The 26,872-nt window shown below is 43.6% G+C and carries 21 protein-coding genes and 1 pseudogene; 15 read left to right on the top strand and 7 right to left on the bottom strand.

Features of this window, described 5'->3' with window-relative positions:
- The first annotated feature begins 176 nt into the window (after positions 1–176).
- The 3 genes from AC1DOV_RS31955 (at position 177) to AC1DOV_RS31945 (ending at position 2,793) form a co-directional block, all read left to right on the top strand.
- Complete coding sequence (locus tag AC1DOV_RS31955; RefSeq protein ID WP_477551945.1) at positions 177–1,322, top strand: hypothetical protein; 1,146 nt, start codon at positions 177–179, stop codon at positions 1,320–1,322.
- A gap of 117 nt (positions 1,323–1,439) precedes the next feature.
- Positions 1,440–1,667, top strand: a complete 228-nt coding sequence (locus AC1DOV_RS31950; RefSeq protein ID WP_441886713.1) for a DUF7660 family protein — start codon at positions 1,440–1,442, stop codon at positions 1,665–1,667.
- A gap of 244 nt (positions 1,668–1,911) precedes the next feature.
- Entirely contained in the window at positions 1,912–2,793 is an 882-nt protein-coding gene (locus tag AC1DOV_RS31945; protein WP_441886710.1) for a GNAT family N-acetyltransferase, read from the top strand.
- Positions 2,794–3,122: 329 nt separating this feature from the next.
- Here AC1DOV_RS31945 and AC1DOV_RS31940 read toward each other — a convergent pair whose 3' ends face one another.
- Positions 3,123–4,493 (bottom strand): SpoVR family protein, encoded by a 1,371-nt coding sequence (locus AC1DOV_RS31940; RefSeq protein WP_441886707.1) that lies wholly within the window; start codon positions 4,491–4,493, stop codon positions 3,123–3,125.
- 144 nt (positions 4,494–4,637) lie between these two features.
- Positions 4,638–4,784 (bottom strand): WGxxGxxG family protein, encoded by a 147-nt coding sequence (locus AC1DOV_RS31935; RefSeq protein WP_441886728.1) that lies wholly within the window; start codon positions 4,782–4,784, stop codon positions 4,638–4,640.
- A gap of 123 nt (positions 4,785–4,907) precedes the next feature.
- Here AC1DOV_RS31935 and AC1DOV_RS31930 point away from each other — a divergent pair, with 123 nt between their 5' ends.
- The 6 genes from AC1DOV_RS31930 to AC1DOV_RS31905 all read left to right on the top strand — a co-directional run bounded on the left by AC1DOV_RS31930 (position 4,908) and on the right by AC1DOV_RS31905 (position 11,618).
- Entirely contained in the window at positions 4,908–5,378 is a 471-nt protein-coding gene (locus tag AC1DOV_RS31930; protein WP_339204137.1) for a DinB family protein, read from the top strand.
- Between the two features lie 1,734 nt (positions 5,379–7,112).
- Positions 7,113–7,961 (top strand): ATP-binding cassette domain-containing protein, encoded by an 849-nt coding sequence (locus AC1DOV_RS31925; protein ID WP_441886704.1) that lies wholly within the window; start codon positions 7,113–7,115, stop codon positions 7,959–7,961.
- Positions 7,937–8,788, top strand: coding sequence for an ATP-binding cassette domain-containing protein (locus tag AC1DOV_RS31920; protein ID WP_441886701.1), 852 nt, complete (start codon positions 7,937–7,939; stop codon positions 8,786–8,788). The genes AC1DOV_RS31925 and AC1DOV_RS31920 overlap by 25 nt, the downstream gene beginning before the upstream one ends.
- 10 nt (positions 8,789–8,798) lie before the next feature.
- The gene (locus AC1DOV_RS31915) at positions 8,799–9,557 is read left to right on the top strand and encodes an energy-coupling factor transporter transmembrane component T family protein (RefSeq protein ID WP_441886698.1); all 759 of its coding nucleotides are present in this window, start codon (positions 8,799–8,801) and stop codon (positions 9,555–9,557) included.
- A 16-nt stretch (positions 9,558–9,573) separates the two neighbouring features.
- Positions 9,574–10,149: a hypothetical protein gene (locus tag AC1DOV_RS31910; protein ID WP_441886695.1), complete on the top strand. Its 576-nt coding sequence runs from the start codon at positions 9,574–9,576 to the stop codon at positions 10,147–10,149.
- A gap of 38 nt (positions 10,150–10,187) precedes the next feature.
- The gene (locus AC1DOV_RS31905; protein ID WP_441886692.1) at positions 10,188–11,618 is read left to right on the top strand and encodes a PQQ-dependent sugar dehydrogenase; all 1,431 of its coding nucleotides are present in this window, start codon (positions 10,188–10,190) and stop codon (positions 11,616–11,618) included.
- 1,019 nt (positions 11,619–12,637) lie between these two features.
- Here AC1DOV_RS31905 and cobA read toward each other — a convergent pair.
- The 4 genes from cobA to nirB (AC1DOV_RS31885) are packed head-to-tail and all read right to left on the bottom strand — an operon-like array spanning position 12,638 to position 17,057.
- The gene (cobA, locus tag AC1DOV_RS31900; protein ID WP_441886689.1) at positions 12,638–13,414 is read right to left on the bottom strand and encodes a uroporphyrinogen-III C-methyltransferase; all 777 of its coding nucleotides are present in this window, start codon (positions 13,412–13,414) and stop codon (positions 12,638–12,640) included.
- Positions 13,411–14,274: a formate/nitrite transporter family protein gene (locus AC1DOV_RS31895; protein WP_477512695.1), complete on the bottom strand. Its 864-nt coding sequence runs from the start codon at positions 14,272–14,274 to the stop codon at positions 13,411–13,413. Before AC1DOV_RS31895 ends, cobA begins: the two co-directional genes overlap by 4 nt.
- A 13-nt stretch (positions 14,275–14,287) precedes the next feature.
- Positions 14,288–14,602, bottom strand: coding sequence for a nitrite reductase small subunit NirD (gene nirD / locus AC1DOV_RS31890; RefSeq protein ID WP_477512694.1), 315 nt, complete (start codon positions 14,600–14,602; stop codon positions 14,288–14,290).
- Between the two features lie 13 nt (positions 14,603–14,615).
- Positions 14,616–17,057: a nitrite reductase large subunit NirB gene (gene nirB, locus AC1DOV_RS31885; RefSeq protein WP_477512693.1), complete on the bottom strand. Its 2,442-nt coding sequence runs from the start codon at positions 17,055–17,057 to the stop codon at positions 14,616–14,618.
- A 317-nt stretch (positions 17,058–17,374) separates the two neighbouring features.
- On the opposite strand from nirB (AC1DOV_RS31885), the gene AC1DOV_RS31880 reads away from it, so the two are divergent.
- Together AC1DOV_RS31880 and AC1DOV_RS31875 are read left to right on the top strand one after the other, a co-directional pair.
- Entirely contained in the window at positions 17,375–17,989 is a 615-nt protein-coding gene (locus AC1DOV_RS31880; protein ID WP_441886677.1) for an ANTAR domain-containing response regulator, read from the top strand.
- A 12-nt stretch (positions 17,990–18,001) separates the two neighbouring features.
- Positions 18,002–19,042: an anthranilate phosphoribosyltransferase gene (locus AC1DOV_RS31875; RefSeq protein ID WP_441886674.1), complete on the top strand. Its 1,041-nt coding sequence runs from the start codon at positions 18,002–18,004 to the stop codon at positions 19,040–19,042.
- Positions 19,043–19,227: 185 nt separating this feature from the next.
- Here AC1DOV_RS31875 and AC1DOV_RS31870 read toward each other — a convergent pair whose 3' ends face one another.
- A complete protein-coding gene (locus AC1DOV_RS31870; protein ID WP_441886671.1) occupies positions 19,228–20,463 on the bottom strand; it encodes a nitrate/nitrite transporter in 1,236 nt (411 codons plus the stop codon).
- 387 nt (positions 20,464–20,850) lie between these two features.
- Here AC1DOV_RS31870 and AC1DOV_RS31865 point away from each other — a divergent pair, with 387 nt between their 5' ends.
- The 4 genes and pseudogenes from AC1DOV_RS31865 to AC1DOV_RS31850 all read left to right on the top strand — a co-directional run.
- On the top strand, positions 20,851–22,113 hold the full coding sequence (locus tag AC1DOV_RS31865; RefSeq protein WP_441886668.1) for a molybdopterin molybdotransferase MoeA: 1,263 nt from the start codon (positions 20,851–20,853) through the stop codon (positions 22,111–22,113).
- Positions 22,114–22,141: 28 nt separating this feature from the next.
- The gene (nirB, locus tag AC1DOV_RS31860; protein ID WP_441886665.1) at positions 22,142–24,292 is read left to right on the top strand and encodes a nitrite reductase large subunit NirB; all 2,151 of its coding nucleotides are present in this window, start codon (positions 22,142–22,144) and stop codon (positions 24,290–24,292) included.
- On the top strand, positions 24,277–26,409 hold the full coding sequence (nasC, locus tag AC1DOV_RS31855; RefSeq protein ID WP_441886662.1) for an assimilatory nitrate reductase catalytic subunit NasC: 2,133 nt from the start codon (positions 24,277–24,279) through the stop codon (positions 26,407–26,409). Before nirB (AC1DOV_RS31860) ends, nasC begins: the two co-directional genes overlap by 16 nt.
- A gap of 176 nt (positions 26,410–26,585) precedes the next feature.
- Positions 26,586–26,816 (top strand): annotated as a pseudogene (locus AC1DOV_RS31850) (manganese catalase family protein); the annotation flags it as partial.
- Positions 26,817–26,872 lie beyond the last annotated feature (56 nt).

The raw sequence follows: 26,872 nt of genomic DNA, 5'->3' as shown, positions 1-26,872 counted from the left end.
TGACTCCGCTCAATCCAAACGGATCAATAGGTGCAGTTGCATTGCAAACGAGAGAAGGGCACTCTAATTGCGGGCGCCCTTCTCACTTTATTTTCATCATAAAATGACGAACTTATAGAATCGCTTTTTGGTTCCATTATTGGATGTGAAACAAAGGTAGGAGGAAAGGATCTTTTATGGGAAACCGGACATTCCTGWWCGTTACAAACGCCGATACAGATTCGGTCGATTATGAGAATACAGMTTTCGAGACGAATAATTTTCTCGCTCCAGTATGGTTTTGTCTGGTCAGCCAGGAGCAGTTCCAGCGCTATAGCGGGCAGCTTATGCAAGCATGGAGCAGGATTCAACCCCATATGGACCAACCGGATGTGGAGGATCTCCCTGAGTGGGAATGCTTTTCCRAGGCATTCCAATGGCAGATTCCATGGGCGGATGCTGCAGAGCAGCTGCGCCTGAGCTTACCCGGCACGCTGGCCCATTTCCCTTCTCTTGCCGCACCTGTGCATGAGTGGCTGGAAACCTTGTCGACCCATGTACAGCGGCATTCTGCTGCCGTTATTCATCTGGAGCTTTCACAATATTTCTCGTTYACGGGCGATCCCGCCCTCTATCTGAAAGACATTCAAGAATACGTTACGCTCTGGCAGTCGCCGCATCCCTCGCAGGTGAAGGTCTGGCAGGGAGCAGCCGATAACTTCTATATGCTGAATGGTGAGCATTTGCCATGGAGAGAACGTACGGCAGCTCAGCCGGARSAAGCTCCGGAAATTCAGCCAGCACAGTCCACTCCTCCAACATCTGGGAAGCGCCAGGCCAAATGGCGGCAGGAGCTCTACATATGGTTGCTTGCGATTYTGTCCGCAGCCCTCTTTCTTACCGTCTATGTCAAGACCTCCAGTGGATGGTTGGCGGTGCTCGGCTTCCTCATCCCCTCAATGTTAATCGTTTTGTGGAATGTGATTTTCGGTTCTAAAAAAACCTCCCGCCAACGGATGGASGCGGCTATGGCCTTGAAGAGGAACAGTACCCGCTCTTATGCTGTGCTCAGGATTGAATATTTCGATGGGCATTCACCAATTGGGGTGGATGGCATGGAAACCGGCCCTTCGGAGAATAAATCATTACCGGATCTTATCCCCTGGCTGCAAATCATTCAAGCGAAAGTGCTTTCATCTCATGAGGTTGGGCTCATGATTTCTACTAAAAATCCACCAGTCTCTACCTTACAACTTCATTTTAAGCTGGAWGAACAGCTGGTAGCCAAGGATACTGTATCAGCGGTTAATGCCATTGTGTTGGCTCATAAAATGTYCGTTTAACTGCAATGACTTCGACCTCAATCTGGATTGGCAGCTTCGTTGCGCTAACGGGCAGTATAGTTCCAATATGTGCTAAAATTAAATAACAAAATAGTTTAGCTAAGTATCTTTCCTGAGGTGATACAGAACAATGAGCTTTATGAGGTAAAAACAAAAGAGGATATTCTTCACTTTGTAGCTTCCTTAAAGAGTGATTTGGATACTAATAAAAATGAGTGGGAAAACCCGAATTTGGAATCATTTTTAGAGGGGATGAAGGCTTGGCTTGAGGATACAGGGGCTAGTCTTGAACCAGATTGGAGTACTTTCGCAATTATCCTCTCTGCCGGAAGATCCTATGAGTGACTATTATATAGTAGCTCCAATTTTAAACTAATTGGAAACGATAGTTGAACATCGAAAGGGCTGCCATGTAGTAGCTCTTCATTAAGATAACGGGCAGGTTAGTTATACTTGTCATTTACCTTAAGTAATAGTACTTTTATGTGGTAAGTTGAAGTTGCGTGTCATACAGAAGTAAATCTATTTAAAGTTTTTGAAATACACTAGCATTTTTTTGTGACATAAAAATATTTAATGGGGGATTGAAATGAAAATTGTTTTTAGAAATTTCGATAATTCTTATTATGATAAAGTTTGTGAATTTCTGATTGAATTATCAAAGGATGACCGTAAACATATAAATTGGAATTGGGCAAGGTGGGAATGGATGTTTTTTCATCCTGACTTTAATAGTGACTTAATGGATAAGATTGGCTTGTGGTATTGTAATGATGAGTTAGTAGGTATAGCAATCTATGACCATTATTTCGGCGAGGCCTTCGTTGCAACAAAGCAAGGGTTTGTAGAATTAGAAAAAGAAATATTAGAATATGCCATTGCTACTTTTAGTAATGAAGATGGCCTTGGGATTGCGGCGAATGATACGGATACTCATACTCTAGACTTATTACGTAGAAGGAAATTTGTGAAGAATGATCAATCTGAAAATGTACTTGAACTTGAACTTGAGAATGTTAGCCTTGATTACATAACTCCTAAAGGCATAACAGTGAAAAATCTCAATATAAAAAATGATCTATATAAGCATCAGAAATTACTATGGAAGGCATTTGACCATGAAGGACATGTGCCTGTTGATGAAATAACTATTCATAAGCAAAAAAAAATGCTGTCAGCAACGAATTTGAATTCATTTCTACATATTGTTGCAGAAAATGAAGACGGGGAATATATTGCATACTGCGGCTTATGGTATAGTCAGAAAACTGATTATGCTTATGTTGAACCTGTATGTACGATTCCAGAGTACCGGCATAAAGGACTTGGTAAAGCGGTGGTTTTAGAAGCCTTAAAAAGAAGCTGTTCCTTAGGTGCTAAGAAAGCATACGTTATTTCTGATAATTCTTTTTATAAGTCCTTAGGCTTTCATCAGCATTCACATTATACTTTCTATTGGCATAGCATCTAATATTCCAATCTTGAATTTAAGGTTGTTCATACATTTTATTTTTAGTTTAGCTTAAATAGATTTGTGTCACCCGACCATGTTTTATAGCTTGAATATCAGATGGAAAGGTAGTCGGGCGATCAGTTGCCTTTTCTCAACTAACGGGTAACTATAGCTTATTTTTGTACTTGCATATGATGGAGGAAATATTCTGTATATAAGAGGTATCCATTCCCTTCGCCCCCTCTGTCCAAAAAATAGAAAACCCGATCGAGAAGATCGGGTTTTTTGTCTCAACACTATGCATGATAGCTCTTTAATGCTGAGTTGAGAAACAATATCCGTGTAAATTAAACAAACTTCCGACTCGTCTTCTTCCCATCACAGCTGAACACGATCTTTTTATCTTCAACAAATGTCTCCAGGTGCACATTTTTGCCCCAAAGCTGAACGACATGAGGCAGTGTACGCTCCACATACTTCAGATCCAATTCCATACCCTCATACTCGTGGATTAAATAAAGCTCACCCACACGATTAAAATCTCCATCCTTGACCATCAAGCTAGGAAACCCACCGTTCACTTTTGAATAAACAAGCTGATCGCGAATTTTCTCCCACGACTTATCGGTAATTTTCCATTCAGGACCTTTTTTCTCGAAAATGTATAGATCAAGATCATTAACCAGATCCTTCGTCAGGTAGTTGCGGATGAATGAAATATCGGAATCGAGCTCGCGTACCTCGAACATTTTTTCCCTGCCCTTGCCAGGGACGCGTCCGAAGCGTGCTTGTTCTTCCTTCGTTGGGTTATCGAATCGACGCTCGATATCCTCGAATATTTTTAAACCTAAATAATAGGGATTCAAGGTATGCCGGGATGGCTGCACGACAGAGGAGTTTAGCTTAGCGAACTCAATCGTTTCATCGCTAGTCAAATCAAGCTCGCGAATAATTCGCTGATGCCAGTAGGAGGCCCAGCCTTCGTTCATAATCTTGGTCTCGATTTGCGGCCAGAAATAGAGCATCTCATCGCGAAGCATAGATAGAATGTCGCGCTGCCAATCCTCCAGAGTAGGGGAGTACTCCTCAATGAACCATACGAGATCTTTTTCTGGCCGTGGCGGAAAACGTTTGGCGTCAGCGGCCTGTGATTGAGCGGCTGATGCGGCGGCAGCTGTTCGATCCGGGTCTAGATTCCACAAGTCATCATAAGAGGAGGAAGGGATATTCCACTCCGAGCGCTCACTGTCCTTTTGCACCATTTCGATATAACGTTTCTTATCTAATTGATAGGGCTTTATTAGCGTCGGATCGACATGCTCTTGAATGGCGAGTATTGCATCGATAAACTTTTCGACTGCTTCTGTTCCATGATCCATTTCATATTGATGAATGCGATCCGCTGTAGCAGACATGCTCTCAACCATATTGCGATTGGTAACACTAAAGCGAGCATTGTTTTTGAAAAAGTCACAGTGAGCGAGCACATGGGCAACGATGAGTTTATTCTGGATTAAAGAATTTCCTTCAAGTAGAAATGCGTAGCAGGGGTTGGAGTTAATTACAAGCTCGTAAATCTTACTTAAGCCGAAGTCATATTGGAGTTTCATTTTATGGAAAGTTTTATCAAATAACAATAAATATGAAGAAAATGTGATAAGTTTTTGAGACCGATAGAGATGGGTATTGCTAATTCTACCGCAAATGCCTAAACCCAAAACACAATCGCTAACGACCTGTTCCGTTAATGAATGTCAAGTCTAATTCATTCGTAAATTACAACAAAACTAAGCCCATATCTTGCTAAACCTCGAATGTAAAATAAAAAGAAAACCCCTTTGACTAACAAAGGGGGAAAGTATTTATGCTCGATCACGGTCACGATCAGTTGCTCGGCTTCTCATACCTGCTAGTCCAAGAAGACCTAAAAGACCAAGCCAACCCCAATTTGAACCACGATTATAATCAAAAAAAACGACTTCATGAGATCGGAGTTTTCCATGGTGGATATGGAGGCGAGGGGGCGATAACTCTTATTTATCCTGGTTACTTGTAATATCTATTTTTTAGCTGTATTACGAACGTAAGTTCTGATATAATGTACAATAAATTGAAGTCGAAAGGAAGCAGCTATGAACGCTATAGAAGCCATAATTCAGAATTTAAATGAGATTCGACGCAGAAGCATGATTATTTGGGGAAGTATTCCGCATGAGTTTTTGGACTGGAGGCCTGATTCAGAAGCAATGAGCATAAAAGAGATGATTCGCCATGTCCTGGATAGTGAACATTATTACCATCTTGCCTTGTTGAATGAAGGAAGTCTAACCGCTTATGAATCCCCTTATGAGGCTCGTACTTTTACAACGCTCAAAGAGGAACTCATCTTTTCAGAAACCTATCGGAATGAATTTATGAATACAGTAAAATCCTATACACAAGAGGATTTAACAAGAATCCAGATTGATAGAAAAGACGTAGGCTACATTCGATCATTAGGCGACATGCTTTTAAGAATTGCATACCATGAAGCAGTCCATTCAGGCCAACTTTTAGATTATTTAAGAGTAGCCGGATTAAAACGGCCAAAGGTATGGGATTGAAGTTTACATTTTTCTCTTAAATTTATTTGGCGAAGGCAGTATACTAAAATTAGGCATGCTAAAGAACCTTCACAGTAAGTGAAGTGCCTCTCTTATAGTAGACATCGGAAAAACACATATGGAAAACCGATGATGCTGGTCAAGATTCCATATAGTGGACAGAATCGGAGCCAAATTGTTTAGTTTTCTTTGCCGACGCTTATTGTTGTAAAAGTGTATATATTCTTCAATTCAGCTTTGTTCTTCTACTGATCGTATATCATAAGGGTAGAGCGCTACTGTCTTCAAATGCGACTAGAAGCTCTCCCTTGAGGCATTGTCGTAAAAATTGCCCCGCTTGGACATGCTGATTTGGGCGCCAACCTTTGGTAGTATGTCATGGTAACCGTAGGATGTGTACTGGCTCTGATCGCTGTGAAAGATCAGCCCAGTCACGTCATTTTCCTTCTCAAAGACCTTAGAGAACGTCTGTAGAACAAGTTGCTTGTCAAGTGATGACTGGTTTGGTAAGCGATCCTGCTTATTCTTATCTGTGTTCAGTCGCTTCAAGTATGCATAGAATCCACTTCGGGATAAGTCCCGGTTCATTTACACTAGCTATTGCGTCACAAGGACGTATAGCGGGGAGTGTTGTATCCCCCCTGGCCTTCACCTACTGCCCTAATTGAAAGGGTTAAATTTAATGAATCAACATAACGATTACTTGTTGAATTGAATCCTTTTTTAGACCCATATACTCAGGTTCTGAATCTTTCCCGTGTACGGGTTTGATAACATAAACTGACGTAAGTCTTTAAAAGAAGTATGGGGAAGCAGCGGCAGATTAGGACGAATCTATCATCCTAGTAAGCTGCTGCTTTTTTTCGCATTTTAAGTGTTCTATGCCCTTAATTATATCTTATCGAGCACAGTGGCACAGGATTTTTTACTTCAAGGTCCATAATAAAGTCGAAAGTTAAGGAGAATTATGTGGCACATTCTGAAGATTTTGTTAAGTAGCAAAATTATCATAGAAATCAACTTTTTATTCAAGACGTTGATTCCAAGTAAATTTAGTATCTTTTTAGGAGCTACTATAACCAGGTAAAGAATATCATCTATGGTTACTGGGTGACTGGATGTACTGCTGCGGTTTTGCTGATCCGGACGGTCATTGGTGGTACGCGTTTTATATGGACTTGAGCAAAATGCTGCAAGGCTGAAAACCCAATTCGCCATTTCGTGACGATGTATCTCCAGTTAGCTTACATTGAATTGTCATCTCTTTCATATCCTTCATCCTCAAGCGATTCTAGGAATCGGGCGATCCATCCAGATTCACATTATCATTAATAAAGCAAAATTCAAGGGGACCCTTTTGAGCCCAATTTTTTATCTTTTTCCATACCACTTGGATCAGTGATATACGCGAGATACCCAATTCCTGACATACTCATTTTCGGAACTACAATTGCTCATCCGTTATATGTATCTACTTCTAAGTAATCGTCAATTGAACTTCAATAAAATTCACCGTTTTACTCACACACTCGTAGGCAGAAAAGTTATAGTTTGATTCACACAGTTTAACATAAGGTACAACCATTTGTTCATATGATGAAAAATGAATAAACAATCTGGAATTTCAAACCAATTGATAGCTTGGCGAGTTGTAAAACGATAAATAGGGTTACTGGCCCGACGCTTTCACTATAAAAGCGGGGGAAGGTAACGAGACGGGAATGGGGTAACGGGATGAACGATTCCGCCAAATCGCCATCCGTCGTATTTGACGACGTTTCGTTCCGCTATTTGGATCACGGCAACTGGATAGTAAAGGATTTCAAATTCAGCATTAATCCGGGTGAATGGGTATCCATCGTGGGAGGAAACGGTTCGGGAAAATCGACCTTGGTCAAGTTAATGAATGGCTTATTGAAACCAAGTCTGGGAAAGGTGCTTGTTTTCGGTGAAAATATCGGTCCGGGTAATGTTCAAAAGATCCGTCAGCTGGTTGGAGTTGTTTTCCAAAACCCTGAAGAACAGATGGTCGGCAGTACTGTCGAAGAGGATATCGCGTTTGGTTTGCAAAACTTAAGATTCACGCGAGATGAGATGATTTCAAGAGTAGATCGGATACTGAGATTGCTGCAATTGGTAGAGCTGCGGAACCGGTCCGTTCGGACCTTGTCCGGCGGGCAAAAGCAATTGGTTACGATCGCAGGCATACTCGTCATGCATCCACAAGTTATCATTTTCGATGAAGCTGCATCCATGTTAGATCCGCAAAATGCCGGTAAATTGCATGACGTTATGTCCGACCTTCATCGAATGGGATTCACCATCATCCAGGTAACGCATGATCCGGAAGACATCTTGAGGGCGGATCGCGTCCTGGTACTAAATCATGGACGTCTTACTTTTGATGGAGACGTCCTCACTTTAATGAAGCAATCCTTTATTCTCGAAGAGGCTCAGACACTTCCGCCGTTTCTGGTTCGTTTCAATAAAGCGCTTCGCAGTAAAGGTATGGATCTGCCCGTATACTGTGGATCAGAAAAGGAATTGGCCAAATCCATATGGGAATCAATTTCAGCAAAGTAAGCTATGCGCATGCCAAAAAATCACCTATGGCGCATAAAGCGGTGAACGATATAACCTTTTCTTTACCGGATGGACAATTTGTCGCAGTCATGGGACCTTCCGGGTCAGGCAAATCCACTTTGGGGCAACTGGCTGCTGGTTTAATACATCCGGATACGGGAACCGTAAATGTGGATCATATCCCGACGAACAACAGAAATAGCCGTTCCGATTTCTTGAACAAAGTCACTTACGTATCCCAATACCCGGACCATCAGTTAATTGAAGAAACGGTATTTCGGGATATTCGCTATGGGCTTCGCAGGATGAACTATAATGATCAAGAAATAACGGTAAAAGTGAAAGAAGCGATGGAAAATGTGGGCTTAAGCTTTGAACTATATAAGGATCGCTTCCCTTTTCAGCTTAGCGGCGGAGAAAAGAAACGTGTTGTATTGGCAGGGGCCTTGATCCTAGAGCCAAAGATCCTTATATTAGATGAGCCGACGGTAGGACTGGATCCATTGACCCGTGTGAAGTTTCTAGCTTTGCTGACCTTACTTCAACGAACACGCCTTATGACCATAATCTTCATTACACATAATCTTCAGGATGCTTTAGAACATGCAGACCGTCTGGTCATTTTAAATCACGGACAATTGATCTATGATTTGAAAATAACCGAAATTCGGCGTGCTCTTGAGGACCCCGATATTCCTTTATCTTCAATACCGTTACTACGTTTAAAAGAGGAGCTTGAATCCTTTTTCCGAGGGAAAATCGATCCGGAACTTATTCAAGAAAACAAGCTTCTCACCTTCATAACCGACCGACTCATGTGTACATAGGTGGTGGACAATGAACAGCTTAGGCCCTTTATCCGCCCTCCAATATGTACCCGGCAATTCCTTACTGCACAGGCTTGATCCCCGTTCTAAATACGGGTTTGTTGTTAGTTATTCAATAAATCTTGCATCTTCCCATTCTTTAACAACGAGCTTGATCCATACGTTTATCGCCTTATTGTTGTTTTTGCTTTCCAAGCTTCACCTTCTTACAGTATGGAAAAATATTCAAGGGCTTGTCATCGTCCTGTTGATATTGAATTACTTTCAATTCCGGTTACATGGAATAGAAGCAGCCGCGCTGCTGACGTTGAAGATGCTTTCTTTTTTTCTGTTGATGACGCTGATGTTATCTACTACGCCGCCGGAAAAACAAATGGAGGGGCTGCAAAAGTTATTGTCTCCTTTGCGACGCCTGGGAGTTAAGACAGAATCGTTTGTGTTTATGTTCACCATAGCTGTTATCTATCTTCCGCTTCTCTTGGAGGATCTTATGCGAATCATGCAAGCACAGAATGCCCGCGGACCGCAACCCGGTAGATGGAATTTACTGGCTAGGGGCAAAGATATGCTTTTACTTTTGACCCCCTTACTTTTCATAATCTTCAGACGAGCCGAACGGTTGTCGGAGGCTATGGAGTCCCGCTGTTATTACCCCGGATGCGACCGAACCGCTTTTTATCAATTGAAGTTAGGCAAGCACGATTTTATCGTGCTGCTCCTGGCCCTTCTGCTTGCGTTTGTTCCTCTATACTCCGAATGGCCAAAATAAGGAGGGCCTTTGAATAATGCATGGACCATTTATAAAATATTGGACTCAACCGCTGCCGCAAATAGAGTACGGGTCACCATTAGTCAGTGTTGGCGCAAATCAAACCAAATTAATAGTGACCATAGCCTTTTTAAGTGCCCTAACCGCATTATTCCAATCTGCGGGAGGTTTTTTACCAGGAGTGGGATACTTGATCAGCCCACTTTCTACCGCCCCGATTGTTTTCGCGACCCTCATTTCATTTCGCTCGGGACTTACTGCCTATGCATTGAGCAACTTGTTATTGTTCCTCATTCAACCAAGCGAGTTAATCGTCTTTCCTTTTACAACGGGATTGCTTGGGATGGCACTCGGCATCTTCATTGCTCTCTCCAAAAATCGTATTCAGGTTATCTTTATTTCTGCAAGTGCATTATGGGCTGGAATTACACTTGTGTTATATGCCTTCCGCTTTCCTTTGCTAGGACCGTCGGTCGCCACGAGCTTTCGAATTGACATAACCGTATATGTATTTCTTTTTAGTCTGCTTTATAGCGGAATGTGGACGGAAATCAGCCTCCGGTTAATAGCGAAACTAAGAAAATCCGTGTAAGGGATAAAAGGAAACAACTAGAAGGGGAGTAGAGTGATTTGGCTAAAGTAAAGGTTAGTTTACGGCCCATTGTTAGTAGGCTAAATATGCCCACCGTTTTGAAAACAACTATACTCCCAGGTGACTCTATTGAAAGATTATTTATTGCAACCCAGGTAGGAGAGATCTTTTGCGTAGGAAACGGAGATATAAGGACTTTTTTAGATATTCGCTCGCGAATCATAAAGCTAGGTGGATCTAGTGGTGGATATGATGAGCGGGGATTACTAGGGCTAGCATTTCATCCCGAATTTTATTATAACGGTCTGTTTTATCTTCATTATTCAGTAGCTGGAACGCAAGGTCCAGGTGCTCTTCCAGGTGCTCCTGAATCTTTTAAGCCTACCCCGTGTGATCCCAGTACCTTAAACTTAAAGTGGATAAATAGAGAAGCGCAATATGATCATATTGATACAGTAGAAGAATGGATTTTACAGTCGAATGGTCAATCCCAAAAACGACGGACATTACTTAACTTAAGAAGACCATTTTTAAATCATAATGGTGTCAATAGCTTGAATTTTTCACCTGAAACAGGAAAGCTTGTTTTTACAACAGGGGATGGCGGATCAGGATATGACCCATTTAATTTAAGTCAGGACATAATGGAAATTTTCGGAAAAATAATTGAAATTGATATAGTCAAGAATACATTTATCTATAATTCGCCAGTAGTCACACGTTTTAATGAACTTCCCGTATCAATTCAGGAAACGCTTACGGTAATTGCCAAAGGGGTTCGCAATATACCAGGCATTTCATTTCAAAAACATTATAGTCAGTATATCAAATATGTAGGAAATGTCGGACAGGATTTGGTGGAGTCAATATTTTCATTCGTTCATTACAAACCAATACCGGTTACTCAGCTTACTCATTCTTTTTTAATGAATTCAGAACCTGACCAAGAAGGTTTGATTAACTTTGGCTGGCGAGGGTGGGAAGGTGCTTTTCCTACTTCGTTTATAAAGGGCTGCCCTGAAAATCAGACTTTGGAAGAGAAAACAATTGCTTATTACAATGAAACGGTAGAAACTTCAGCGAGGCGTCTTCAACCTTTAATCAGTTATTTTCATAAAGATACTAGACCCGATAAGTTTGGAGGAACTGCTCTTACTGGAGTCCAGCCATATATGGGAAATGAAATCCCCGAGTTAATGGGAAGCGTCCTGTTTACCGATCTAGCAAGGAAAGAACAATCTGGGCCTCCGATTAGAGGGGTTTTAGCTTTTACAAGGGTAAGAACAGATTGTAAGCAAAATGATTTTAGTGTTATTGAAACCGATTATAATTTTGGATCTCAATCTGCTTATTATGTTAGTTTGGGAACGAATCTGAATCAAACCAAACTATATTTAGGAGTATTTGGATCTATGAAAGTGGCTGATTTTAATCAAGGTACTGTTTTTGAAATTGTTCCATATGGCTAATGGGTGCGTAGATTCAAGAAAGATTAACGAAATTTACAGTTTTCTGATCAGGTTCCGTATTACCAACTTCATAATTTAAAGGTGACTTGCCATTTCTTTTTGTGATTTCTCAAAACCTATTCAGCAGCTATGAACGCTATAGAAGCCATAATTCAGAATTTAAATGAGATTCGACGCAGAAGCATGATTATTTGGGGAAGCATTCCGCATGAGTTTTTGAACTGGAGACCGGATTCATAAGCAATGAACATAAAAGAGATGATCCGCCATGTCCTGGATAGTGAACATTATTACCATCTTGCTTTGTTGAATGAAGAATGTCTAACCGCTTATGAATCCCCTTATGAAGCTCGTACTTTTACAACGCTCAAAGAGGAACTCAACTTTTCAGAACCCTATCGGAATGAATTTATGAATACAGTAAAATCCTATACACAAGAGGATCTAACAAGAATATAGATTGATAGAAAAGACGTAGGCTACATTCGATCATAAGGCGACATGCTTTTGAGAATTGCATCAAAGCTCTCTTCCTTCACTAATAATACGAAAATCCAGTTTAGGAACTTGTTCACATACGCAATTAATCCTCTATGCAAATGAAAAATGGATCAACCAGAAAGAACTGGTTGATCTCATAATACGAACGGTTAGGATAAGACGTTGGAGACAAGTTCACTCTTTCCCTCATGATGACATTAGGCTATTTTGGGTGTCAAGGGGATTATCAAAACTATACAAATGATTTCAAGATATTATGTTCTGGCCAGTGATTTACTCCATAATTTTTTATTCCGAATGACATCACATTTTGTGAATTGAGAAGCTAATTACTTTTGTACAACACAATAATAGGATGCTCCTAAAAAGACCCACTGACAAGTGTAGCATAGTGTGAAAAAACCATTAATTGTAATAATCATCTTAAGGCATTAGGTTGGTCCTATGTTATAATCTGCGATATTTGCCTCTTTTTGTAGAGTGTAGTCGCAAAAACTGTTATTAAGCTTAATGATTACTTATCCAATGAAAGCAACCGCCTGTTGCTCTGCGTAAAGAAGGCGTTCCCTGACATGGACGACCTCACCGATAATAATTAGAGCTGGGTTAATCAATTTCATAGATAAAGCGATTGTATGAATATCCGCGAGTGTTCCAATAATTGTACGCTGGTTAGCGAGCGTGCCTCGTTCGATAATTGCCACCGGGGTTTTAGCTGATTTTCCATGTTTCAGCAATTCTTCTCTAATGAATGGCAACTGGCTTACGCCCATATAAATGGCAAGTGTATCGACGCTATGAGCAAGTAAATCCCAGCGGATTGGTGATTTGTCGCCGTGGCATCGACTGCCGGTCACACAAGCGAAGGAAGCTGCATAATCGCGATGGGTGACCGGTATACCAGCAGCAGCGGCAGCGCCGATAGCAGATGTAATTCCTGGAATGATCTCGTAATGAATTCCCCTTACTGCAAGCTCCAACGCTTCTTCACCGCCTCGTCCGAAAACAAACGGATCTCCGCCTTTTAGGCGGACGACCCTTTTACCTTCCAATGCGTATTCGATTAGTTTCTCGTTAATGAGATGCTGTGGCATCGCATGAATGCCAGGCGATTTGCCGCAAAAGATTAGTTCTGCATCAGGATGTGCGTATTCAAGTAATTTTTCATTTACAAGCCGATCGTACAATATAATATCGGCTATCTGTATACGGCGCGTTGCTTTGACAGTAATAAGCTCGGGATCACCAGGGCCTGCTCCGACAATATAGACGATTCCATTTGTAGTTTTCTTCATTTGATGCTTCTTTCCGAAGCGGCCGCAACCTCTATTTCTGATGATTCCGTATGACGCTTCGTTACTGCAGCAGAGCTTTTTTTTCGATGAGAAAGATATAGAAGAATACCAGTAAACACAGCACCGCCTATAAAGTTGCCGACCAATACCGGAATTTGATTCCAAAGCCACCAGTCTGCCATCGATACGTCAGCACCAAGCATCATGCCTGCTGGGATCACAAACATATTGACGACCGCATGCTCGAAGCCTTGTGCAAAAAAGGTTAATATAGGCAGCCACATTGCAAGTATTTTTCCTCCAGTAGATTTAGATGTCATCGCCATGACTACGCCAAGTGTCACCATCCAATTGCATAGCACAGCCTTAATGGTTACAAGAATGATACCGTCAAAGCCCATCTTCTGGTAGCCAAGAGTTTTTGTCTCGCTAAGCTGAATAAGCATTTGTGCTAACGGGTTGCTGATATCAGTGTCCATCTTCGTTATAGTCATCCCATAGAGGATAGCGTATAATCCACAACCGATTAAATGGCCTAAGATAACCCAACCATAATTAGCTATCATGCGGGAGATCGTTGTTTTACGTTCAAGGATCGATAATGGAATGAGTGCAAACGTGCCAGTTACGAGCTCAAGACCTAATAAAACGATAATGACAAAGCCGACTGGGAAAATAATTGCACCAGTGAGTCCGACAGTGGTCTGGGTAACAGCCGTGAAGGCAAGTGTTGTTGCAAAGGAAAGAATCGCTCCCGCGAGAAAACCGCGAACGACCATTTGTAAGGCGCTTAGGTTTGCCTTTGTTGTTCCGGCATCAATCATAGCATCCAGTACTTCGGTAGGCTTTACATACGACATACACCACTCCACCTTATATCTTTATATAAATAGAGCCGCTTATGTGGTCGATTTCTGTTTCAAAGGTTCTAATGCAACCGTTATCCGGCTCTAGCACACTGCCGCTCCTTAGATCAATCTTCCAATCATGAAGCGGACAATGGATGGTTGAACCACATACCATACCCTCAGATAGCAAACCGCCTTTATGAGGGCAGCTGTTTTCTACGGCGAGTACACTTCCGTCTGATAGGCGGAACATCGCAATATCGATATCTTTTATTTTAATTCTGCGTGAGCCTTTCATATCAATATCAGAAAGGTTAGCTGCCAATAGCTTCGTTGTCATAGGTATACCCCTCCTATATTTGTACCGGCTGTGCGCCAGGCAACTGCTCGAAATTTTTACGTAAGTCTTCATTCTCGACGATTTGTTTCCAAGGGTCAGTCGTTAAGCTGAGAGTTTTCTCTATGCGGCCCACAAGGGCGAGTCGATCTTCACGGTTCTCGAGCGCTTTCTTAATCGGAGTAAGGCCTATACGTTCCACCCATTGTGCGGTACGCTCATTCCATGTCGCGTTTTCACGGTAATATTGTAAAAATGCAGATGACCATTCCATAACCTCATCCTCGGTTTTTACAATGCAGAGAAGGTCAGTAGCTCTTACCTTTACGCCGCCGTTACCAGCGATATGAATTTCCCAGCCTCCTTCGATTGCCACAATACCGACGTCCTTGATTGTAGCCTCTGCACAGTTGCGGGGACAGCCGGATACCGCAAGCTTCACTTTGGCAGGCGCCGTCAAACGCTCAAACGCTTTCTCCAACTGTATGCCCATACTCATAGCATCTTGTGTGCCAAATCGGCAAAAGGTTGATCCGACGCAGGTCTTCACGGTACGCAGCGTCTTGCCGTAAGCGTGACCGGATGGCATATCTAGCTCTTCCCATATTTTCGGGAGATCCTCTTTTTTGACACCAAGTAGATCGAGCCTTTGTCCACCGGTGAATTTAACTAATGGAACTTCAAACTTCTCAGCGACCTCGGCAATTTTCTTAAGGTCAGCTGGTGATGTTACACCGCCGTAAATACGCGGTACGACCGAATATGTGCCATCCTTCTGAATGTTCGCATGGTAGCGTTCATTTGTGAATCGTGATTCCTTCTCATCAACATATTCTTCGGGATATAACATGCCTAGGTAATAGTTTAGTGCTGGACGGCACTTCGTGCAGCCTTCCGGATTATGCCATTCAAGCACATTCATAACTTCCTTGGTACTCATCAGACGCATCCGAGTTATTTCTGAAACAATTTCGTCACGGCTCAGCGTTGTACAGCCACATATACCCTCTTTTACCGGTTCGCCAATTGCATCGCCACCGTATAGGCTAAGGAGTCCTTCAACTAAAGGCTTACAACCGCCGCAAGAAGCGGAAGCTTTCGTACAGGCTTTAATGGCGCCTATGGTATTGCAGCCTTTTGTTGTAATTGCTTCGGCTATCGTCCCTTTTGCAACACCGTTACAGCCACAGATGATTTCATCATCTGCCATGGCTTCAAGCCTGTTATTACCCGAGGACTGACCTAGCAGGTCAGACGATATACCGAGCAACAGCTCCTTCTCGCGTCCTGCGACAGATTCTCTCTTCTTAATAGAAGCAAACAATTCCGCGCCATCCGATATGTCACCGAAGAGTACTGTTCCGATCAGCATTCCGTCTTGAATGATAATTTTCTTATACGTACCTGCCAAATCGTCTTGAATTTTTAGCGCGCGTGTACCAGGAGCATCACTGAAACGTCCTGCTGAGAACACATCAACGCCTGATACCTTGAGCTTGGTGGATGTGACTGATCCCGAATAGCCTGTCGTTTCGATGTTTGCCAAATGCTTGGCTATTACAGCCCCTTGCTCGTAAAGCGGAGCTACCAAGCCATAGGTAATGCCGCGATGCTCTGCGCATTCCCCAACAGCGTAAATACCAGGAATATTGGTTTGCATAAAATCATTGACTATGATGCCGCGATTAACATCAATCCCGCTGGCTCTAGCCAGCTCGATGTTTGGCCTGATGCCTACTGCCATAACCACCAAATCTCCATCAACCTCTGTGCCATCGGTAAAGGTTAGCCCGGAAGCACGTCGTTTACCCTTAATTGAAGCAGTATTTTTCTGCAAAAGAAACTTCATGCCTTGTGCTTCTAGCTCACGTTGCAGCATTTTAGATGCTGCTTCATCCAATTGTCGTTCCATTAAGTAGGGATGAATATGAACGACGTTTACTTCCATTCCTAAATGAAGAAGTCCTCGAGCGGCTTCAAGCCCAAGCAATCCGCCGCCGATCACGACTGCTTTCCTATAATTTTTGGATGCATCGATCATCATTTCACAATCATTAATGTCGCGGAATGCGATAACACCTTCCTTGTCAGCACCAGGTAGCGGTAGCATAAACGGATTGGAGCCAGTTGCGATAATGAGCTCATCGTAATCCACTTCTATGCCTAAATGAGAGGTAATCTTTTTGCGCTCTGAATCAATGTTTGTAACCTTGTGCCCCGTATGCAGCGTAATGTTATTTTCTTTGTACCATTCCCAGCCATTAATAATGATTTCCTTCATATCTGCTCCTCCTGCTAGGACCGAGGATAACATGATGCGGTTGTAGTTGGGATGAGGCTCGGAACCGAAAATCGTAATGTCGTAATTCTCTGGGGAAAGCTTGAGAAGATGCTCAATTGTTCTAACCCCCGCCATGCCGTTGCCGATAAGTACTAATTTTTTTTTGGAAGAAACCATAGTCTTCCTCTCCTCTCAGTCGCTGTATGAGTGAAAATAACAAAAGCCTGCCTCATATTCATGGAAGAACATGCGTCTCCCTAGAATACGAAAGCAGGCTTCTTTGCCGCTTCAGACGAATACACCATTGTATTCGAGAATGTTTGGTTACTGATAGCGTAAATATACAATGACACAGCATTATATGTCAATATATATAACATACACTTCTTAAATTTCTGGTTATCGACAAAAAAGAGGTTTTCGTGTTATATATAGTAACAATGATATTGATTTGTGTTGATACCTTTAAGTCGAATAGGAGGGAGCGCTTCTATATGCGTTCTTTGTTAGTAGTAGAACGTCCACTAGCAGCGGGAGTAGAAGCAGTTTCTCGAAAGGAACAAATTCCCAAAGATCAGACGCCGAAATATAGGCTTACAGACTACGGTTACCATGTCATAAGCACAAATGACGCAAAAAAGGCAATTCAACAATTAAGCAGCGCAGAAGCAATTATTTTGCACTTGCCATTAAATGAGACCAAAGCTTGGAGTGAGGTTCTTCTAAAGCAGAGGGCATTACCCTTACTCTGGTGGTGCAGCACCCCAATAGCTTCTTTATCTACAGCCTTCTGCGAAGATGATGTATCGATTGATGGTCTCCTGACAGCTACGATGAGCGAGCAAGAGCTGCACTGGGCGCTTCATTTCGCTTCTAAACAATGCTTCGAGAGACAGCAATGGCAGAACGAACGTAAACAGCTGGAGAGTAGGCTCGAAGAACGTAAATGGATTGATATGGCAAAGGGGATTTTATGCAAAATCAAAAACATTTCCGAGGCGGAAGCGTACGACGTACTGCGCAAGCAAGCGATGAATGAACGGAAGCGAATGGTCGATGTGGCAACGTCTATTGTTAAGGTTTATCAAATACTACAGGATTCAAAATAAGGGGGGCATGCGATGATTGCAAATCTATTAAAGGAAGTTGCCAGAGGAAAACGGGGTGCCAGAGATCTCAATTATGAGGAAGCGCTCGAAGCCGCAAATTCCATTTTGGAGTTGAAAGCAACCCCGGCGCAAATCGGAGCCTTTTTTATAGCTGAACGAATGAAGATGGAAAGCGTCGAGGAGCTAGAGGCATTCGTGACAGTCTGTCGCAAGCATGCATACCGAAGCCCATTACAACAAGGACTAGATTGTGCAGGGCCTTATGACGGGCGGAAGAAATCGTTCTTTACTACGTTTGCAACAGCATTTCTGCTTGCGGCGGCTGGGCTTCCAGTCACTCTACATGGAACAGCGCCGTTACCTCCGAAATGGGGGATTACGCTGCATGAAATAATCCTTGAATTAGGGATAAATACAGAGTGTATTCCACGTGAGCAGATTTTAAAAGCAGCAAAGGATACGGGTGTTCTTTATGTACCTGCTGAGCAATGGTGCCCACCACTAAAGCAATTGCGTTCGATTCGATTAGAGCTTGGCATGCGAACTGTGCTCAATACTGCTGAGAAGCTAATCGATTATACCCATTCGCCTTATTTGGTATTCGGCGTTTATCATAATACAGTGTTAGCAAGAATGACCCAATTGGCCACGAATTTACGATATAGAAAAGCACTCATCGTTCAAGGAGTGGAAGGATCTGAAGATCTGTTCATCGAACGTCCGACTCGTACATTTACCGTAGAAGATGGTGAATCTCGGCTTCAAATTATCGATCCCGGCACGTATGGCTTAGAGACTCCTATCCCTGATACAGATTGGACTCCAGCCGAGCAAATTCATATGACGGAAGCCGTCCTGCAAGGGGAAGGACATATTGCCTTCGTCAATCAGGTGCTTTTAAATGGAGCGGTACGACTGCAGTTCGTAGGCAAGGTAGACTCTATTGAGGAAGGTATTTATACATGTCAACATTTGCTTGACTCATGCGCTCCATGGGAGCTTTATCGCAAATGGCAAGGCGCGATGCTCGGTGGCGCTATTAACATTTTATGAGGATCAGGCAGATTTAGAGAACGCGCCGAGTGCGTAACGATCACCGGATTAAGGCGATGGCGAAGCTGCTTCAAACCCCGATACGGCTGCACATAAAAAGCTCTAGAACGACAAAAAAATACCCTTGGATTAAGCAAACAGCTTAGTTTAAGGGTATTTGGTTTATTTAATTGATTAATTGTATATTAAACGTTAACTTGAGAAGCATCAACGTCTAGACGGGCTTTGCCGCCTTTAGCCATCCATTTATGTTTCCATTTCATTTGCATGACCGTTAACAAAATAAGGGATGCCAGCGTCACAGAGCTGAGGATCAAGAAGCCGGAAGTGTATGAGCCGGTAGATTGATAAAGCTTTCCGAGAATTAGAGGGAGCGCATACCCGCCTAATCCGCCAGCAGCCCCAATAATGCCTGTCATGAGGCCTAGTTCACTGCCGAAGCGCTGCGGTACAAGCTGGAATACAGAGCCATTTCCTGCACCGAGACACATCATTCCGATGAAAAGCAAGGTAATGACGACAGGCAGTGGGGGCATGGCTGCTACTGCTGCAAGCATTAAGCCTGCGCCGCTGTAAAGAATCGTCAACATGCGCGCTCCTCCGATCCGGTCTGAAAGATATCCGCCAACAGGTCTAAAGAAGCTTCCTGCAATGACACAAAAGGTTGTGAAGTCAGCGGCTCTGACTGGGGATAACCCATATTGTGTATTGAAGAAGATGGTCAAATAGTTGGAGAGTCCGACGAATCCGCCAAAGGTTACGCAATAGAAAGCGCAGAACACCCATGCATCGCCTTGTTTTAAAACCTGCGCATATTGTGAAAGCTTTTTAGGCGCAGGACGGTTCGGACTATTTTTGGCAAAGATCGTGAAGATAATAAAGACGATAATGATCGGGATGATAGCAAGTCCAAAAACCATTTCCCAGCTGCCGTAATGTTGCGCCAAGCGGTTAGCAAACAAAGTAGAAATTACAGTACCGCTATTTCCTGCCCCGGCGATACCCATTGCAAGTCCTTGATGCTCCTTGGAGTACCACTGGCTGGCAAGCGGTAAGGCTGCAGCAAATGAGGCGCCAGCAACACCGAGCAGTAGAGCTACGATATAGAGCTGATCCAAGGAATGTACGAATTGCCAGCCCATTATTAATGGAATAAGAGTAAAGAGCATTCCGAACTGAGCCGTTCGTTTGGGCCCGATATAATCGGTCATGAAACCTAACACTAATCTTAAAATTGAACCTCCTAATATAGGAAGAGCTACGAGGTTTGCTTTTTGAACAGGATCCATCGGATAATCGGCCGCAATAATAACGCTGAGAGGACCAATAAGCACCCAAATCATAAAACTCATGTCAAAATACAAAAAAGCACTGAATAAGGTAGGTTTGTGCCCGCTATGCCAAAATCCTTTTCTCTCCATTCCAATCTCTCCCTTTTCTATTGTAATCAACTAAAAAAGCCGCAATCCGTCCTTATTAAGGAACGGATTGCGGCTTCATTGCCATAGGGGGCACGTCATTGTGCGACCACTTTTATGCATTGGATCACAAACTTTGTAACCCCAACTCGAATTATAGGGCGGTGTAATATTTATGTCAATATATATTACATAAAATATTTTTCGGAAAAATTGATTAAGATTGTGTTATATATATTGACATGTAAATTAACATGAACTAATCTATACATTATAGAACGAGTACAGCACAATGGCGTGCTAACTCTTGCGGCAATGATGCCTTTTCCCAGATGCGGGAAAGGGCTTTTTCTGATCATTTTTGTACCAATCATTCGCTGGAGGGATAACATGTCGGTCCTAAATCCAATTCAACCGCTTACGGCATCCGTATCAAACGCTTTAATGAAATTGACAAGGGAAATGAAGGAGCCGATTTGTGAGACGGTATCGTTAGATGATTGTCTATCCAGAGTACTTGCTCATGATTTTGAAAGCCCATTCTCCTTGCCACCTTTTCGCCGAGCCGCAATGGATGGATACGCCATTTACGCCGCATCATCGGGAGGTGCAAGCAAGGAAATGCCTGTGTTATTACAGGTTAAAGGAGAAATTCGGTCAGGCCAATCAGAGCGTATGTACGATATGGAGCCAAAAATGATGACTGCGGTTCGTATTTTCACTGGTGCTCCCGTGCCTGCTGGCTATGATACGATTGTAGTGCAGGAAGCAGCACGCGAACGTATGGACCTACGGGGATTATCCATTCAAATTGATCGTGCTTACGTAAAAGGACAACACATTGCCGAAAAGGGCGAGGATATCCGAAATGGTATGAAGGTGCTATACCGCGGAACGGCTATCAAATCGAAAGAAATCGCCATTTTAGCTTCTTTTGGGCAAACGGAAGTACAGGTATATAAAAAACCTCTCGTCACAATTATTCCGGTTGGCGATGAATTGCTCATGCCAGGCGAGAGCTTGCAATCCGGCAAAATTTTTGACGCGAACAGCTTCATGGTAAGCGCTCGGCTTAGGGATCTTGGAGCCTCAGTCATTCGTCATAGGTCCGTACCCGATTGCCTGAAAACGATTGAAAACGCGCTTAAGGCGGCGCTAGAGCAATCAGAATTGATCGTAACCACAGGAGGTGTATCGGTTGGTGATTACGACTTCGTAAAGCTGGCGGCGGAAAGCATCGGCGGCGTACCTTTGTTTACTAAAGTTGTCATGCGACCGGGAACGCCTACCTCTGCCTATCATTTTGGATCTAAGCTTCTCATTTGCTTATCCGGGAATCCATCTGCTTGCTTTGCAGGTGTCGAGCTGCTGCTTCGTCCTGCGATATTGAAGGCTATCGGAAGAAATGATTTTCGGACCGAGTGGATGGAAGGGCGTTTAATCGATTCCATAGCTAAACCGTCCCCTTATCCAAGATACGCGAGAGCATTTGTCTATCGCTCGGAGAAGGAATGGATGGTAGAGCCGCTGCGTCATGATAAGTCCGGTAATGTTGCTGCCTTCGCTAGAGCCAATGCTATCGTACAAATACCAGCCGGGGGGGCTGGCGCGTCAGCTGGGCAAGAGGTTCGTTTTGTTTCTTTAACAATCTAGGAAATTGCACGAGTGGATGTGAGCATAGGTGAGTAGAGAGAAACTAGTCGTTATAGGAAATGGAATGGCAGGTATTAAATGTGTGGATGAAATCATCAAGCTTGCGCCAGATAAATTCCAAATTACGGTATTTGGCAATGAGCATCATCCGAACTATAACCGTATTTTATTATCAAAGGTGCTTCAAGGAGACTCTTCCATTGAAAGCATAGTAATTAATGATTGGTCTTGGTATGTGGAACGGGAAATAAGTCTTTTTAAAGGCGAGACTGTCGCTCATATTCATTCAGATTCACAATATGTAACGACCATATCCGGCATTCGTGCCGATTATGATCATCTCATTATAGCAACCGGCTCTTCTGCCTTTATTCCGCCCATTGCAGGAGTTCATAAATCTGGCGTCATCTCGTTCCGTAACATTGACGATTGCAAGATGATGATCGAATACTCAAAAAAATATAAGAAAGCCGCAGTGATCGGCGGCGGCTTGCTAGGGCTTGAAGCTGCACGAGGCTTGTTAAATCTCGGCATGGAAACAGATGTCATTCACAATGCGCCTTATTTAATGAATCGTCAGCTCGATCGTATGTCATCCGACATGCTTCGCAAAGAATTGGAAGAGCAAGGGATGCGATTCTGGCTCAGCAAGGAAACGGAAAGCATTACCGGATTAAATCGCGCTAAAGGAATACGCTTCACGAACGGCGATTCATTAGAAGCAGATTTAATCGTCATTTCCGTAGGAATCCGTCCAAACGTCGAGCTGGCCAAAAAGAGCGGTATCGATACTAAAAGAGCAATCATCGTGGACGATTACATGCGAACGAGCAAACCCAATATATATGCCGTTGGTGAATGCGCGGAGCATCGTGGCGTCGCTTATGGTTTAGTTGCACCGCTTTATGAGCAAGGGAAGGTGCTGGCCAAAAGTATTTGCGGACATAGTTCAGAGCCCTACTTAGGTTCCGTTCCATACGCACAGCTCAAGGTTTCAGGGGTCGAGGTTTTTTCAGTCGGCGAAATTCGTCCGGAAGAAGCAGAGACCGCTATCCAGCAGTTTGATGGTATTCACGGAACTTACAAAAAAGTGACGATGAAGGAAGGTACGGTGCGCGGAGCTATATTGTATGGCGATACAGCGGAAGGAACCGCCTTGCTTGGCTTAGTGAATAGAAGAGCAGCTGTTGTGGAGCTTATTGCTCCTCCGAGCGCCGGAGGCGGCAGTGCAAAAGATGAACTAGCTGCTCAAATGCAAGAGCGTGAGATGGTATGTGCCTGTAATGCAGTAGACAAATCCGCTATCATGTGCGCCGTAATTGAAGACGGTCTACTAACGCTGGAGCAGGTTCGTGATCATACGAAAGCCTCAAGCTCCTGCGGAGGCTGCCGTCCCATCGTCGCAGCGATCGTCCAATATGCGCTTCAACATGGCAAAGATGCTTTGAAAGCATCGGCTCCGCCAATTTGCAGATGCACCGATGCCAGTCACGAGACGCTGAAACATCATATTGCTGCCAATCCGATGTCTTCTGTTCATGAAATGAAAACATCATTAGGCTGGAAGATCTTATCCGGCTGCACCGTTTGCTCTTCTGCCCTGCACTATTATTTAGTTATTTATCATCCACAGGCTGCTAATCTAGATAGAAATATCGCAGCTGAATACAGTTTTAGCATAAACTCTGCCCCTGCAAATCTAGATTTAATACGCGGTATCCATGCTGAGTTTGATTTGGTTTCCCTTGGGAGCGAGCTAGAAAGCTGCTGCGCAAGCTTGCCTTTCCCGGCACCAGTGAAAGCGGCTATTTCACCCAGCATTCAAAATCCGGCCGGAGTACTTGTTCATGATATTGGAATCACCGGAGCGCCTTCGGGGTGGGAAATCTATGTTGGCGGGCATTCAGAACACCCCGTTAAGCAAGGGCAGCTTATCGCAGTAGCAGAGACAAACTCACTCGCATTAGCGCTGTCTTTAGCTTGCCTCCAGCTATACAGGGAATATGCCGAATTTGGCGAGCCGGTTTGGAAATGGCTGGAAAGAGCAGGAATCATAGAGATTAGAGAAAGGCTGCTCGATAGCAGCTGCCGAATGGAGCTTGCTGGTAGAGCAAAGACTGCTGCCGCAGTGCAACAAAGGATGAAAGGACTTGGTGAGGGTATATGCAGCAATCGTTAATTCATAAGAGCAAGGATTCAGGCTTCGTCATGGATACGCAATGTCCGTTTTGCAGCGTGCAATGCAAGATGCGCATAACGAAAGAACCGACTGTCCTAGAATCAAGCAGGCCTTCCTATGTGATTGAAGGAATTGCTAACGCTGCTTCGGAAGGACGACTATGCGTGAAAGGCATGAATGCACATCAGCATGCAATTAGTCCAGAGCGTCTGCTTCAGCCATTAGTAAGGAAAGATGGCCAATTTGTCGCTTCGTCATGGGAGGAAGCAATAAACGCAATTTGCAGTAAATTCCAAATCAGCAGCAAGGATCATGGCCCTGATTCACTTGGTGTATACGGAGGTGGATCTCTGACTAACGAGAGCGCCTACTTGCTCGGGAAGTTCGCCAGAATTGCGCTGGGAACAAAGTATATCGATTATAACGGTAGGTTTTGCATGTCAGCTGCAGCGTCTGCTGGCAACAAAACCTTCGGCATCGATCGAGGGCTGACCTGCCGATTATCCGATATTCCGCTTGCTCGGTGCATTATTTTGGCAGGAACGAATATAGCTGAATGTCAGCCCACGTTGATGCCTTATTTCATAAAAGCAAAAGAAAACGGAGCCATCATCATCGTCATTGATCCGAGAGTTACGGCAACGGCTGCGATTGCCGACATCCATTTGCAGCTTAAGCCCGGTACGGACGCTACACTTGCTAATGGACTGCTGAAAGTGTTGCTTGATGAGAAGCTGATGGATGAAAAATTTATTACTAAAAGAACCAATGGATTTGCAGAATTAAAGGATCATCTCTCCAGCATTCAGCTGGATGAGGTGGCAAATATAACGGGCTTAAAAGAAACTGCCATCCAAAAAGCGGCTATTGCGTATGGACGCGCGGAATCCGGTATTATTTTCACTGCGAGAGGCGTAGAGCAGCAGACTGATGGCCATATGGCGGTACGAAACTTCTTGAACCTCGTAATCGCAACGGGAAAAGTCGGCAAACCCGGCTGCGGCTACGGCGCCGTGACCGGACAAGGCAACGGGCAGGGGGGAAGAGAGCATGGTCAAAAAAGCGATCAATTGCCAGGGTATAGGAATATAGAGGATGAACAGGACCGCGCATATGTAGCTAGCGTCTGGGGAATTGATCCTGCGGAGCTGCCGCGAAAAGGTGTGTCCGCATACGAAATGATGGAGCTTGTTCATCAGCGCGTTATTCGTTCGTTGTTCGTGATGGGCTCTAATCCAATCGTATCTAATCCAAATGCCAATTTGGTTGAGGAAGGGCTACAAAACTTAGATTTTTTAGTCGTTGCAGACATGTTTTTGTCAGAAACAGCGAAATTGGCAGACGTTGTATTGCCAGTGACGGCATACTTGGAAAATGACGGTACTTTGACTAATCTAGAAGGCCGTGTGCTTTTAAGAGAAACTGCGATCACTGCGCCCGGAGAGACAAGGCATGACTGGTCTATTTTATGCCAAATTGCCGCAGGAATGGGGAAACAACAGCATTTCTCCTTCCATTCATCCGAACAGATCTTTGAGGAACTGCGACTTGCAAGCCGTGGTGGATTAGCAGATTATTATGGTATTACTTATGAGAGATTACGGCGTGAGGGAGGCGTGTATTGGCCATGCGCCTCAATTGATGAGGACGGAAATCAAGGAATAATGTTTGCTGATTCGTTTGCCCATTCGGATGGAAAAGCGATCTTTATGCCGGTAGCAAATCGCTTTCCTCAGGAGAGACCTTGTGAAGAATATCCACTAACAATGACGAACGGAAGAGTGCTGTCTCACTACTTGACGGGTGTCCAAACACGTAGAAGTCCGTCTTTAGCTGCACGAAATATCGAAAACTATATTGAAATTCATCCGAAGACCGCTCAAAAGTATCGTATAGAGGATGGCGAATGGGTGGAGGTGACCTCACTTAGAGGCAGCTTCAACGTTAGAAGCAGAATCACCGATAAGATTATGGAGGATATTCTATTTGTACCCATGCACTGGGGCGGCGTTCAGAACGTGAATAAGGCAACCAGTCCCGAGCTTGATCCCAACTGCAAAATGCCGGGCTTCAAAACCTCGACCGTTGCGATTACGCCGCTGCGTTTGATGAAATAAAAGAAGAACCGTTATAAGATCTCAACATTCTGTATCCAAAAGCCACCTAACGGTATTTCTAACTAAGCTATTTGAAGTGGTTTAAAATTTGTTATATAAAAATAGATACAAACCTCCATATATATATATGGTAGTATATGGTTCTATCGAGCGATAAAGTGTAGAGTTGCCTTCTAACGGCTAGCCGTATCCAAGCAAAAGGTGATCCGATCGCTGATCTATATGAGGACATAGCGGCGGAGGAGAAAGCTAGGGCGACGTATCAGTGGCTGATTGATCTAACAGACGATGTGGGTCTGCAGGATAGCTTGAAGTATTTACGGGAGCGGGAGATTGTGCATTCACTGAGGTTTCGGGAAGCGGTGGAAATACTTAAGGATAAGCGGGATGAGAAGATATTTTATTAGTGGGAACCTCTCTACAGGGTGCTGCGGGGAGGTTTTTTGCTGACTGTTGATATTAA

Source organism: Paenibacillus sp. 01T47 (assembly GCF_056398245.1).
This window is presented reverse-complemented; position numbering and strand designations above follow the sequence as displayed.

Coding starts and splice junctions, on each gene's coding strand:
- AC1DOV_RS31910 (WP_441886695.1), top strand. CDS start 9,574: ATGCATGGACCATTTATAAAATATTGGACTCAACCGCTGCCGCAAATA.
- AC1DOV_RS31865 (WP_441886668.1), top strand. CDS start 20,851: ATGTCGGTCCTAAATCCAATTCAACCGCTTACGGCATCCGTATCAAAC.
- nirD (WP_477512694.1), bottom strand. CDS start 14,602: ATGACAACGAAGCTATTGGCAGCTAACCTTTCTGATATTGATATGAAA.
- AC1DOV_RS31895 (WP_477512695.1), bottom strand. CDS start 14,274: ATGTCGTATGTAAAGCCTACCGAAGTACTGGATGCTATGATTGATGCC.
- AC1DOV_RS31875 (WP_441886674.1), top strand. CDS start 18,002: ATGATTGCAAATCTATTAAAGGAAGTTGCCAGAGGAAAACGGGGTGCC.
- nirB (WP_477512693.1), bottom strand. CDS start 17,057: ATGGTTTCTTCCAAAAAAAAATTAGTACTTATCGGCAACGGCATGGCG.
- AC1DOV_RS31925 (WP_441886704.1), top strand. CDS start 7,113: ATGAACGATTCCGCCAAATCGCCATCCGTCGTATTTGACGACGTTTCG.
- AC1DOV_RS31920 (WP_441886701.1), top strand. CDS start 7,937: ATGGGAATCAATTTCAGCAAAGTAAGCTATGCGCATGCCAAAAAATCA.
- AC1DOV_RS31915 (WP_441886698.1), top strand. CDS start 8,799: ATGAACAGCTTAGGCCCTTTATCCGCCCTCCAATATGTACCCGGCAAT.
- AC1DOV_RS31930 (WP_339204137.1), top strand. CDS start 4,908: ATGAACGCTATAGAAGCCATAATTCAGAATTTAAATGAGATTCGACGC.
- nasC (WP_441886662.1), top strand. CDS start 24,277: ATGCAGCAATCGTTAATTCATAAGAGCAAGGATTCAGGCTTCGTCATG.
- AC1DOV_RS31880 (WP_441886677.1), top strand. CDS start 17,375: ATGCGTTCTTTGTTAGTAGTAGAACGTCCACTAGCAGCGGGAGTAGAA.
- AC1DOV_RS31870 (WP_441886671.1), bottom strand. CDS start 20,463: ATGGAGAGAAAAGGATTTTGGCATAGCGGGCACAAACCTACCTTATTC.
- cobA (WP_441886689.1), bottom strand. CDS start 13,414: ATGAAGAAAACTACAAATGGAATCGTCTATATTGTCGGAGCAGGCCCT.
- AC1DOV_RS31945 (WP_441886710.1), top strand. CDS start 1,912: ATGAAAATTGTTTTTAGAAATTTCGATAATTCTTATTATGATAAAGTT.